The sequence below is a fragment of the Escherichia sp. XD33 genome (genome assembly GCF_019375075.1).
Classification (GTDB): Bacteria; Pseudomonadota; Gammaproteobacteria; order Enterobacterales; family Enterobacteriaceae; genus Enterobacter; species Enterobacter flexneri_A.
The window spans coordinates 37,654-50,060 of record NZ_JAENDM010000032.1; the positions used below are offsets into that span (position 1 = coordinate 37,654).

The window sequence follows — 12,407 nt, forward strand, 5'->3', positions numbered from 1 at the left end:
GAAAAAGTTTTTTATGTCTCTGAATAAAACTTAAAGATGTCAACTCATAGAAAGAAGCAAAAAAAAAGCCCCGCATAAACGGGGCAAGAACGATACATGGAGGTTTAAAAAAGGCGGGCAAAAAGCCTGAATCCTTAATGACTCTGACAAAACCAGCACTTTGCCAAAAGTAAATTATTCTGCGTCCGGCTGTGGGTCAGTATCCTGATCGGTCTCTTCCCCTGCCTTCTTAGCATTTTTTTTACGTGGGTATTTTGGCTTCTCACCATTAAGTTTTGCCTGACGATTCTCCGCACGGCGAAGCTGCTTGTTCTCTGATTCTGTGATCTCTTTTGAAAGATTTCTCAACATCTCCAGAGTACTGCGGTTCAACGTAATGTTGATTTCTTCGTCAGCACTTGAATCTGTCAGCTCCGGCAATTCAATATCCCCCAGTTTCTGTAATAAGCTGGTGGTGATGAGTTTGACGCCTTCTACGGCTTTTGTGGCAATAACCGGCGGAATCCGTGCTGGCTTGAAGTCTGAAGGTCTGACTCGTACCTGACCATGTTGGGTTTTTTTCACCGTGATGCCATTCGCATCGGCCTGCTCAAGTTCTGCGATCATCTTCTTGATACGTGAAATTGCTTCTGTTTCGCCGAGCTCATCGATCAGTGAAAGCACGTTAACATACGAAATAGCGTCAGCATGAATCCATTTCTTGATAACAACAGAACAGGTTGTCAGGCGGATAAGAGAACTGATGGTCGTCGGGCTTTTATTTTCACGTTGAGCAATTCGTTCGAGTGACCAGCCAGCAAGAGAATGTAGGCGACGATAGGACTCGCCAAGCGCAACAGGAGAAAGCGCAAGACCACGGTTACCATCAATGGTCGCGAGCTCACAGCCAATTTCATCTTCTTTAATCTCAACGCAAAGGATTGTGATGTCATGATCTTCATCACATGCCATCATTGCGGCTTTTAAACGGCAGTGCCCCTGGCGAACAAAAGGTACCCCATCAATGACACGTACTCGGATAGGGTCTACATAGTCACCTCGAATGTAGGCATTCTTGATGTTGTAGATGTGTTCTTCAACCTCAGGGAGCTTATAGTAATCGTCACCCATTCCCATTTCGCGGGAGTTGAAGCCTGGCGTGACCTGAATTACTGAAGGGTGGATAGCCCATGCTTTCTGGTCACTTACTTCAGTACAAAGTTCAGGGTTTGCATCACGGAACTGTTTAAGCCCAGTGACGTAACGGCCTGTGCCAGTAACTACTGAAAAGGCAACATGGGCCGTTTTAAAGACCTTGTCATTAGCTTGCTGTGTAGGTTCTGTCAGTAAAACACTCATAGGGGCTCCGTTACATTTTTCTGCTTACTTTCTGCGTAGCGGGGATACTACCGAAAAAAAAATTCATAATTTTTCGCAAAAAAGGTACTTTTTGAGCCTATTCTGATTTTTTACAAAAAAAGGTGGCTCCCCATTACTTGTGATGGCATAAAAATCGCTTCATAAACAAATACATAAATCCAAAACATAAAGTTCAGGTATAAGTGAGGAAAAATCTTATAAATCCGAAATGCTGAAAGTCAAAACTGTGCGTCTTAAACAACTTTTTTTTGCTCCCTAAGTTATTAGTTAAAGCCCGTGGTTAGGTACGATACCAGCACCTAAATTTCTCTCTCAGGTATAGACACTTTGACTCGACATCTCAGACACATGCCGATAATCAAATGGGCTGGTGGAAAAACGAAACTGATGCCTTTCATCAGCCATCACTACCCACACGATCATAGTTGCCGGTGGGTAGAACCCTTTATAGGCGGTGGTGCCGTTTTTCTGAACATGTTTGCACAAAATGCATTGCTTGCAGATAGCAATCCAGACTTGATCAACCTATACAGGACTATTCAAAGACAGAAAACTAACTTTATAAATCAGGTCCAAAACTTGGCGGATAAAACCTTTGTCGAAAAGGACTACTATGAGATGAGGGACCGTTTCAACAAAACCTGTATTTCTGGTCAATCGCTTCAAAGAGCGGCTTTGTTTTACTCCCTGAATCGCCTGGGCTATAACGGTATGTGCCGCTATAACTCAGAAAGAATCTATTCAGTGCCGTGGGGGAAACATACAGAACTGAAGCTTGACCTCAATAAAATAGACTACCTTTCATTTCGTCTTTCAGGTATTGAACTGATCACCGCTGGTTTTGAGGAGACTCTGGCCGCAACCGGTGAAGGAGATCAGATTTACTGTGATCCGCCATATGACAAAACAAGCAAAACTAGTTTTGTCAGTTACGATGGTAAACCGTTCAGCCAAAGCGACCACGTGCTGTTAGCAAATATGCTCGTTGACGCTCACAGAAAAGGCGCTGCTGTTGCGATATCAAATAGCCTGACATCATTCACTTTGGGCCTCTATGAAGAGCGTGGATTCGTCATACACAGACTCAGCGCTTACCGATCCGTAGGAAGTAAGCCGAATACACGGAAAACGGAAACAGAAATACTGGCCGTGCTGAAATAGAGTAAATTCTAATCAACTAGGCTAATCCATTCCTCAAAAGTTAATACCTCAGGGTAAGTTCGTTGAACATAAGGTATAAACTGAAGCTCTTCTATTCTCCGGTCGCCCCTCTTTCCTTCGCAAATAAATGAAATGAGTCCTTGCTGAGAAAGGCCAGTAAGGACGCTCATAAGTCTTATATTTAGACTTTTAAGCTGTAAGTCGTTATTAATGTCCTCCACTTTATGAGAGCTCTGGCCTGAACGTTTAAGATACTCGTAAACCATGAAATTCGAATTTCGTCGTTTTAACAATTTTTCGGTTATGCATTCCTGAATGAAGTCGCCAAGAGCATCTAAAAGCGGACTGAGAACTACCGGGAAAGTTAATGTGTAACTTTGAGAAGTTTTAGACAAAGTGAATGAGTTTAGAAAGCTAAAGTTTAGTCTCTTTTTTGAATATGGAACATAAGCGACAAGAGTAGTCGACATAACAGTAAGTAAAGCTTCAAGATGGTTCACTGTTATTAAAGTGGTTTTATCTGTATTTCTAAGATTATGGAAATCAATAAACGCTACTCTTGAACGGCTAAGCCAATCTTGTACTTTAATGTCGATAGAAAATTGCGAGATATGATTTGAACATTCATTTTGGGTGATAGGGCATGCAGACGAAAGATGGTTATGGATTATCATGCATAGCACAAAAAAAGGAAAACGGCAGGCTGTGGGGCATTGAAAACCGGTTAAAGAAAGCTTAGACGTTTCATATGCGCTTACCGGAAAAGTAACTTTTCTTAACGTTGGCTTTGACGATGTTCTTGCATTTTTACAAATGAAACCGAGACCCAGATCATTGTGCATTTTAAAGTCCATCTCCATCATCACCTTTTAGCCTTAACTGTATGGTATTGGTATACAAAAAATTAAAATTATAATTAATAAGATTATCATTTTTTTACAATAGAAAAGGTTCTGATAGAGGGGAATTTAAATGTAAAAGATTTATACTCGCAGATCTTTATGAGGGATAAAACCCATTGCGTAAGCAACAATATTACGTGAGTGAGTCCTAACGACAGTTAAAGTCTTGGCTCTATATTTAAGCAGCAAAAACATTTAACTGTCTTGGAGTTTATTTAACTTAAAAACTGTTATTGCAGCATAATTTTTCGAATCAAATTCATAGAATTTTCTGACTTTTCCAGTCAAATGATAACGTTCACCCAATAAAATGTGATCCTGTTTATCGGCCGTTAAAGCGATCCCGTCATTTCTAACTTTACCAGTAAATGTAAAAAAATAACTCCCTTTACTTTTTGCGTACGCGGCCCTGACTTCAGTAAATGTTAGTTCAATGCTTATGACCTGGCCGATATTGTAGCTATGTTTTAAAATTTCTTGTTCATTTTCCGGAGTTTCAGACAACATCACATCAAAAGTTGTAAAGAAACAATCCAGCTGGCGTTCTGTCAAGAAACGGTTATTGTCTAATTGCGCCAATATACTATTAGAAAACTTAGTGTTAGCCTTTTTTGCTTTCTCAATAAGGACGTGGTTTCTGGATTTCCATGCTTCGAGTGTTGGGTTAACACGCAGTTCCGGAATGTTATCGAGAAAGGTAATTGGCTCTAGTGCCACTAATTTTTCAATAATGGGTCCAACTGTTTGTACCCCATGACACTTTTCACATAAATCAGCCCCTTTGTGGCCTGTGCCCGCACATTCGTTACATTCTCTTTCGATAGGTGCATAATAATTTCCATCTCCGTTAAGTGATACATTCACTGAGGCTGGTACCATATGACCATCAAGAGTAAAGAAAAGAGATTTCATTTTCGAAACACCTCCAAACGTGCCTCTACGATTGCTACAGCTTCTTTCACAGTTTTTTCATAGTGGTCATGCCCTTCAGGAAATTGATCAAAACGTTTACCGTGTTCTAACTCTTCCATGTTGCGTTTAAGGACTTCATGAGTTAGAAGCAAATCACTATAATTATCGATAAGAGTCAGCTTTATAGGTTTAATCACTCAACTAATCCTCGTTTTTAATATTCCTTAAGGAGATCTCGAATTTCCAGAAGCTCTTCTAATTTTGGTTTAGAAACAATGATTGCTGTATTTTCGTCGTTAAGTAAAGACAATAAAATATTTAGCTTTTCATCATTCAAGATTATTTGAACACCATCATTGGAAAATATTACATTATTACTATTAACATTTTTGAACAAGTGTGCACTATCTCTACCAAATTTTAGTTCTGTTTGAGTATTCGTTATAGATTCCGTATGTGTACTTTCCACAAGCTCAAGAAATTCAGATTTTAGCCGTTCTGTTTTCTTATGCGAGAGGCGCTTAATACCCAAAGTCTTACGAGTGACTGCCGAATTTTTCTTTTCTGGTCCGCCTTTATTTAAGGTGTCTGGTCCTGCTCCAGCTGCATTGTGTTCAGGTATGCCTACAATTTTGCTCGTTGTAGTCTCAATATTCTTAACGCCAGGTAAGAAACCTTCTATATGTTTTAAAACCATTTTGTGATCGTTGGAATATTTTAACATTATTTCAATGGCGAGCGTTTTTTTGATTAGATTTAGGCTAATCAAACGTTGAAGCTCTAATGGCATATCAAGGATTTTTAGCATATTACGAATTGCGGTAGTTGATCGTTGATATCGCATTGCTAGTTCTTCAACCGAATACCCGAGACTAACAGCATGAGCTAATGCATGAGCTTGCCCAACCGGATTTAGCCCATTGCTTCTGTTACCATCGAGGTTCTCAAGGTATTCTTCAATTTCGTTTTTATAATCGATTAGGATAACAGATAATTTTGGAATATTAGCACCTTCAGAAATTGCTAATTTTAAGCCATGAAAACGAGTATGACCTTGACGAACTAAATATTTACCTTTTCTTTTTACGACCTTGATCATATCAACCTGCCTTCCTTCCTTAAAGGCTTGTTTGATTGACACAATCATCGACTTGACAGGTTCTTGTTCGTAACACAAATCTCCGATTACCGCCTCTCGGGGATTAAATCCCTTTTCAATTTCAACTAGATTAGTATCCACTTCAATGACTGTATGTTTGCTGTTGTTCATATCTTCCTCCTGTTTACTACATGATACATGAACCTCAAATTTGCCAAATAGGGCTGATACATCTAAAAGGTAAACTCAAAAAATTTGCTTAATAAAATTAAAATAAAAACTGTCTTGAATAAAACAATGATAGTAGACCCTCGTTCATTTCCGTTTGCGATCTGTAGATATTGTTAAAGGAGCGCTATTCCTTGTTTTATATGGACTTATCATTGTTTTCAACAGGATAGATCAATTCTTTAGATCACTAAAGATCAATAGAGTTCAAGTAAAGATCACGGCATCTTTAACTCATTGATTATAGTGACTTTATGAAAGGATCCGGCATTCGGATGCATGCGAAAAGCATTTGAATGAATAAGGAAGGCATTTACTGGAATGCTTATGGCATTTAGGTTAATGCGTAAAAAGCATTTGCAAGAATATGTTATAAACAGTTTGCCAAATGAAAATCTTATCACCGACGAGTTAAGTTAATGATTAAAAACAACGAGTTAATCCATCCTTTTGACGTAACCAGTAATGAATCAGGTAAGACTTATCAACTGACGCCTAACTCGTCCAAGTCGGTTCAGCCCGTGGCCCTGTTGAGATTGAGTGTATTTACCCCTGTCGGCACAAAAGAAAACCGCGACCGAAACTTTGAAGTTGATGCCTCTGATGAGCTTTCGTGTATGGAAATTGCAAGATCGGAGGGTTATGACGACATCAAGATAACTGGTGTCAAACTATCTATGTCTACCGACTTTAAGTGCTGGCTCGGGATCATCATGGCTTTCAGTAAATATGGTTTTACTTCCGAGAAGATTACCCTGACTTTTAACGAGTTTGCGAAGATGTGTGGTATCAGTTCAACAAACATCAACAAACGAACTCGTGCGCGCTTTAAAGAGTCATTAATGAACCTTGCATCGGTAGTGCTTGCCTTCTCAGACTCTCGGAGTGGTCGGTTCACAGTAACGCATCTGGTGCAGAAGGCTATGATTGATCCAAAAAGCGATACTGTTGAGTTGGTTGGGGATCCTTCTATGTGGGAACTGTATCGTTACGACCATAAGACATTGTTAAGCCTTCAGGTTCTATACATTTTGGCTAAAAAAGAAGCTGCGCAATCTCTCTATATTTATTTTGAAGCAATGCCAGCTGGTACGTTGTTCGTTAATATGAAACGGTTGAGGGAAAGGTTGCTTCTTACAACCCCTATTCGTACGCAAAACCAGATAATTCGTAAAGCAATGCGGGAACTTGAATCTATCGGATATCTCGATTATCAAGAAGTTAAGAAAGGTCGCGACATACAATTTCAGATCTTCAAAAGAAGCCCTAAGCTGGCCCTCGCCAAACAAGGTTGAAAGCTACCAGGTATGCACTGGTTATAACATGCTGAAAAATAAGTTATTTATCAGTGCTATGCTTAGTGCTTCTTTTACTACTGGTCTTACATCTCGGCTTAATGTGCAAAAAAGTAACTTTTCAAACGAACTCCTGACTATTCATCTGTATGCCTTTCTGGCTCAAGCGTACATGCTAGCCCATTCATTAAATGCCGTGGAGCAAGATGGTTTCGTGCGCACTCTATTCACGTGAATGCCTTTTGTGGATTACGCCTCTTACATTCATACAAATGCTTTTGATGTCGGTATCCCAAAAAATCATTCATTGAAATGCTTTTGTTTGCCACTGTATCCCGAGCATAGCTATGCAGTGGTATAAAAAGGCATTTTGGTGAATGGCATTAGGTCGAATGACACACAGTACAGCTTTGTTAAGAGCGAGAATGGTCCAAGACATCTATGACATTGGGCATCAGAAGGACTATGTGTTTGATATGAGATCAAAAAAATATCAGAAGCATCACAACTCCAATGGCATTCAAAGAAATGCCTTTGTTTTGTTAGTACACCAAACAACCCAAAATTCATGCAGTTATATCAAAGACTCATTCGCAAAAGGACTCAGCCAGAAAGCATTTGCTTAAATAGCATTGGCCAAAAGCATTCGAATGAATGATGTTCATATGGACAAGACAAAGTCCCACTCACGCCCAGAGGTGTAAAAGGCATTTAGATGAATGACGCACCGGCCGAGGATTGTATGTAGTTTCTCCAACTGATAGTTGCCGAACCAGGGAGCACAGTGATATGCGGCCTTCTCAGAATCAAGAGATAGATATTAAGGGAACAAAAAAGATTAGATATGAAGCTTAGTTACCTGCCCGATATCTAGTTAGAGCTTTTCAAACCATCAAAAGTGACTTTTATGCTTGAGGAGTCTCATCAGCTTCAGGATTGAGCTTAACGTAATCTTACCCCCTCCCCTCTTTCAAACTTTTACTAAGCGTTCACTGGTACTTTTCAAAGATTATGCTTTAGGCCCCTTTGCTTAAAAATTCACCAATCGCTAAACGTTAAAAAAAGGGGGTTTATGCGAACGGAAGGATCGGAATAAAAAAGTATTATTCATTCGCGTTTACGTGAACTCAAATCTACACGGAGTAATTATGGAACTTTCTTTAAATATTGGCCTTAGTGAAAAGAAATCTAACACGGCTGCACTTTTTAAAACAAAAAGCGCAAAAGTGATTTTGTTTGTTCTGCTGACCGTGCTTTTTTGCGGTCTGGCATATGCGGGTTCAGATGATGGGGCACTGGGAGATATTTGGTCATACATGAGTGAAAGTATGACTGGAGCTCCGGGCAAAATTCTGGCAGCCGCGATGTTGATCTCAAGCGTATATTTCTCTGTCCTTAAGCCTAACCCGGGCCTGGCACTGGTTTCATTATTCATGATGCTGGTAATGGCCAACGGCGAGAAAATTATCAGCACCTTTATGGATGCTGGCGTACCGCTGTAATTTATTGTTAATCATGCATGAGGGGGTTCATCCCCCTCTCTGGATTTTTAATGAGTAAGCAGAACGACGTTCCTCAGCATACCTATAGATTCCCTTTCAGGATCAACATGCCTCTACTGATTTTGTTTTGGGATGCAAAAAAAATAGGGCTTGCATTCATTCTGGTTGCATTTGGGAATATCTTCGAATGCTTCGGGTTTTCTGTTGTAGTAGCGGTTGTATATTGGATTGCGTATAACAAAGCAGCTGAGTCAGGAATAAGAGGATTGCTAAAACACAGACTCTGGTGGCTCGGTTTTTTGCCAGGTAAAGCAGTTTTTAGTAGCCGTTATTTCAACGATCCATTTATCAGAGATTTGTATTCTTGATGGAGCTATGAATGAAAATGCTAAGTGGCATTAACATCCCTTTTTTCAAAAAATCTAAAAAGGATGAAAACGGTGATCTTGAACAGTCATACGTAAAGAAAGATGAAAGTGCTAAGGGACGTTTTTTGGACATTAAAAAACGATTTAGCCCACAAGCTGAAGCGTCAGGTGCTGGAATTACATACAGCGCCCTGATTAATCGTGATACAAAACTTATCCGCATTAATACTGTTTCAATAGCCGTCATTGGGTTATTGGTTGCAAAGATTCTTTTTTTCACTGACCCAGTGACGATTGTTACCCCTCCAAACATGAATGAAGAGATCACGGTTGTTGGTAACAAAGCATCGGAATCTTATAAAACACAATGGGCTCTCTTTTTTAGTACCCTTTTAGGGAATATTAATCCAACTAATATTTCCTTTGTGACGGCCTATGTCCTCGATGCCCTTTCACCTGAACTACAGGCTAAAACGAGTGAGTCTTTACAGGAGCAGATAAATATCATGCAGGCTCGTGGTGTTGAGCAGACCTTTAAGCCTAATGATATTTACTTTGATCCAAAAAATGACATGGTCTATGTCTGGGGTACCAAAACGACTCGACTTGTAAATGTTCCGGACAAAACTGAATCATCGAAATGGACTTATGAATGGGTTCTCGGGATGAAAAATGGTCGCCCAAGAATTGCATATGTAAATCAATATTCCGGAACACCGAATATTAAAAAAATTACGATAAACGGCAAAGAGCAACTGGCAACGCTGGATAATCCGCCACCGTCTACAGGTAACAAGTGATGATTAAAAAAAAGGGCTTAGGGTTCAACGCAATTACCGCATTGATCATGCTCACGACTTCGAACTGCGTAATCGCTGAAGAATACCAATTGCCAGCAACAATTAATAACCCGGTTGTAATGCCAGTTGGTGCTGACGGATTTCAGAATGGAGCTGCAAAAGCCATTATTCCGGGTCAAGCTGGTTCTGAACAGTCAGGTGCACAAACAAACCTTAGTGAAGCCGGTAATGCGCAGGGACAAAAACCTACAACTGATCTCCCTACCGTGCAACTTTCCCCAGCCAGCAATGCTTCGCCTGCGGTAAGCGCTATTACTGGAGCATTATCAAATAATCCTAGTCTCCCCGGATTTGACGCACAGACCCGCTCTGGTGCAATTGATAGCTATGGGAGACCAACAGGTACCTCTTCCCAGCAGAATGCAACCAATGCGACCGCCACGTCAAAAGCCGATGAACTTTATGTCGAAGCTCGTAACCGATATAAAGAAGTTCAGCGTGTAAATGTGCCGCCTGGTGGGAATGTGGTACTGCCAGTTTCACGAGGACTTCAAAACAGAATATCGACCAGCTTCAAGAATGCTTCTGTCAGCACTTCTACCCCTGCTGAAGAGGCAAGCATATTTGTTAATGGTGGCGATGTCTTTATTTCAACTAATACCGATAAACCAATCGGGATTATGTTGTCGGAAGATCAGGTACCTGAATCGACCTATAACCTGACCCTGGTACCGCTTGATGTTCCCGGTGCGATGATTTCAGTTACTACATCTTTAAGCCCATCTATGCAAGCCAAACGTGAAACCTCATTGGATAAGCAAAACTATGAGGAAATGTTGGCCCGCTCCCAGTCAGAAGAACTGGCTCCATCGGATCCAAAACAAGACGATCATAAACAAAGAATCATTGATTTATTGACTCCTGTGGCTCTTGGTGAGGTCCCTTCAGGATTCAGTTTACAACAGGACCGACTTTCTCGTATTCCTGCGTCAGAGCAGTCCCCATGTAACTTTAATATGTATGCAAAGCTCGGTCAGAGACTGGTTGGCTCACGTGAACTTATTGATGTAATTCTTGTGAAAAACGATAAACCATACGGTCAAATCGTTGCTGATCAGCAGTGTATGGCAGAAGGCGTTATTGCAAGTGCTTTATTTGATAAAGCATACCTGCAACCGGGAGAAGAAACAGAGCTTTACATAGTCCGGGATAAATTGTTCAAGGAACGCGAGGCCCGGGTTACAACCAGACCAAGTCTAATCAGAAAATAATATGGGAAAAGTTACTTTGCCTGCTCTGCTTGGGGCCACCGTGATTGGTTTTGTCGTATTTGCTTTAACCAGCTTTTACTACAGGTCAGAATATATACCAAAAAGGAGTGTATTAATCGTTCCGGACGCACCCATTAGTATCGAAGATGGCAGTAACGCTTTTCCCGTTCAGACAGTAATAATGAACGATCCAACTCTTATTGATAAATTTGTAGGAGAGGACAATATTAATGAGGAGAATGCTTTTGACTATCACAAAAGTAACGTTTTGGAACCTAATTACAAACATGAAATATCTAGAACGAGCCAGATAGATAAAGCTGAAATGAATCATCCATCTGTTCGTGAAAACTGGGCCAGAGCAGGTGATCCCTATATCGTTCCTCAGATGTCTGACAGCGAACGAAATCTAAAAATTAAACGATTCCAGAAACCTACAAGTGGAGCTAATCATGGACATTAAAAAGGCCTGGGAAAATAAGACCGTCAGACTTTCTGTTATTGGCGCTCTGCTGGTAGTGATTGTTTATATTATTAGCCAGTCTATTTTTTCCACACCAGTTAAGAAAGAAAAGAAAACACAGAAAAAAGACATGCAGACCAATTTGTTGTTAGATGATTCGCAAATGAACAAATTGAGTAATGAAGAAAGCCAGAAAGTATATAAGGAAATGGTTAAGCAAAACCGACTTGATCAAAATGCGGCGAAAGAGGACCGCGAAAAAGCAGAAAAAGCCCAACAGGAAACTAAAGCCCAAGTTGCAAGTTTAACTTCTCAACTTCAGCAACTGTCTCAGCAAATTAATGATATGCAGACTAATCGAAACGGCAATCGTAACTTGGATGCTGGTAGTTCGCGTAAAACGATTAATGAGCAGGCACCGGCAGCTCCTTATCAGCTTAATGCTAATGCGCCGATTAATGGCGTAAACCCTAATTACGCGTCTATCACACCTACGCGTAATAGCCCGATGAGAACAATCACACAAAGTTCCATTAAGACTAATGGTACCGATGGTGTCATTCAGGTTATGCCCGTGTCTGAAAACAGAATCAAGGAAGGCAGAGAGGTCATTGCAGGAGATAAAGCGCCTACTCGGACTGTACGAGGTGATGGTACTGCGCCAGTTGATAGCAAAGCGCGGCATGCTGCCCGAAAAGATGAAATGTTTCTTCCGGCAACATCTATTATCACTGGTGTTCTGATTACCGGGCTTGAAGCGCCTACAAGCCTTTCTTCCAAATCAGAACCAATGCCAGTAACAATGCGTATTAAAAAAGATGTCATCATGCCCAATAATTTCACCATGGATTTGCGTGACTGTAACCTTCTGGGTTCAGCTGTTGGTGATTTGGCGTCACAGCGTGCTTACATACGTGCCACTTCTATCGGCACTGTTGCAAATAGTCGGTGGTGATAAACTTATCATCCCCTTTTGCTGATGGAGCTGCACATGAACCCATTCAAAGGCCGGCATTTTCAGCGTGACATCATTCTGTGGGCCGTACG

General features: G+C 40.7%; 13 protein-coding genes. 8 read left to right on the forward strand and 5 right to left on the reverse strand.

Annotated elements, in window-relative coordinates; genetic code table 11:
* Nucleotides 1-174: 174 nt before the first annotated feature.
* Nucleotides 175-1,338 (reverse strand): hypothetical protein, encoded by a 1,164-nt coding sequence (locus K0778_RS17300; protein WP_000114859.1) that lies wholly within the window; start codon nt 1,336-1,338, stop codon nt 175-177.
* Nucleotides 1,339-1,707: 369 nt separating this feature from the next.
* On the opposite strand from K0778_RS17300, the gene K0778_RS17305 reads away from it, so the two are divergent.
* Entirely contained in the window at nt 1,708-2,520 is an 813-nt protein-coding gene (locus K0778_RS17305) for a Dam family site-specific DNA-(adenine-N6)-methyltransferase (protein ID WP_001121575.1), read from the forward strand.
* Between the two features lie 8 nt (nt 2,521-2,528).
* On the opposite strand, the gene K0778_RS17310 is transcribed toward K0778_RS17305, so the two are convergent.
* The 4 genes from K0778_RS17310 to K0778_RS17325 form a co-directional block, all read right to left on the reverse strand.
* Nucleotides 2,529-3,383, reverse strand: coding sequence for a hypothetical protein (locus K0778_RS17310; RefSeq protein ID WP_000970403.1), 855 nt, complete (start codon nt 3,381-3,383; stop codon nt 2,529-2,531).
* A gap of 234 nt (nt 3,384-3,617) precedes the next feature.
* Entirely contained in the window at nt 3,618-4,334 is a 717-nt protein-coding gene (locus K0778_RS17315) for a zinc finger-like domain-containing protein (protein WP_000838218.1), read from the reverse strand.
* Nucleotides 4,331-4,531 carry a hypothetical protein gene (locus K0778_RS17320; protein WP_000594931.1) on the reverse strand — a complete coding sequence of 67 codons (201 nt, stop codon included), beginning with the start codon at nt 4,529-4,531 and terminating at the stop codon, nt 4,331-4,333. Before K0778_RS17320 ends, K0778_RS17315 begins: the two co-directional genes overlap by 4 nt.
* Before the next feature lie 17 nt (nt 4,532-4,548).
* A complete protein-coding gene (locus K0778_RS17325; RefSeq protein ID WP_001065779.1) occupies nt 4,549-5,604 on the reverse strand; it encodes a hypothetical protein in 1,056 nt (351 codons plus the stop codon).
* A gap of 476 nt (nt 5,605-6,080) precedes the next feature.
* On the opposite strand from K0778_RS17325, the gene K0778_RS17330 reads away from it, so the two are divergent.
* The 7 genes from K0778_RS17330 (at nt 6,081) to K0778_RS17360 (ending at nt 12,315) form a co-directional block, all read left to right on the forward strand.
* Nucleotides 6,081-6,956 carry a RepB family plasmid replication initiator protein gene (locus tag K0778_RS17330; RefSeq protein ID WP_000594612.1) on the forward strand — a complete coding sequence of 292 codons (876 nt, stop codon included), beginning with the start codon at nt 6,081-6,083 and terminating at the stop codon, nt 6,954-6,956.
* A gap of 1,148 nt (nt 6,957-8,104) precedes the next feature.
* Nucleotides 8,105-8,458 carry a hypothetical protein gene (locus K0778_RS17335; protein WP_000423602.1) on the forward strand — a complete coding sequence of 118 codons (354 nt, stop codon included), beginning with the start codon at nt 8,105-8,107 and terminating at the stop codon, nt 8,456-8,458.
* 17 nt (nt 8,459-8,475) lie between these two features.
* On the forward strand, nt 8,476-8,826 hold the full coding sequence (locus K0778_RS17340) for a type IV conjugative transfer system protein TraL (RefSeq protein WP_024152015.1): 351 nt from the start codon (nt 8,476-8,478) through the stop codon (nt 8,824-8,826).
* Nucleotides 8,827-8,837: 11 nt separating this feature from the next.
* Nucleotides 8,838-9,626 carry a TraE/TraK family type IV conjugative transfer system protein gene (locus tag K0778_RS17345; RefSeq protein WP_000783153.1) on the forward strand — a complete coding sequence of 263 codons (789 nt, stop codon included), beginning with the start codon at nt 8,838-8,840 and terminating at the stop codon, nt 9,624-9,626.
* Entirely contained in the window at nt 9,626-10,897 is a 1,272-nt protein-coding gene (locus K0778_RS17350; RefSeq protein ID WP_000592090.1) for a type-F conjugative transfer system secretin TraK, read from the forward strand. The genes K0778_RS17345 and K0778_RS17350 overlap by 1 nt, the downstream gene beginning before the upstream one ends.
* A 1-nt stretch (nt 10,898) precedes the next feature.
* Entirely contained in the window at nt 10,899-11,360 is a 462-nt protein-coding gene (htdO, locus tag K0778_RS17355; RefSeq protein ID WP_000521240.1) for a plasmid transfer protein HtdO, read from the forward strand.
* Nucleotides 11,350-12,315 carry a conjugal transfer protein TraB gene (locus K0778_RS17360; protein WP_269903009.1) on the forward strand — a complete coding sequence of 322 codons (966 nt, stop codon included), beginning with the start codon at nt 11,350-11,352 and terminating at the stop codon, nt 12,313-12,315. Before htdO ends, K0778_RS17360 begins: the two co-directional genes overlap by 11 nt.
* Nucleotides 12,316-12,407: the final 92 nt, after the last annotated feature.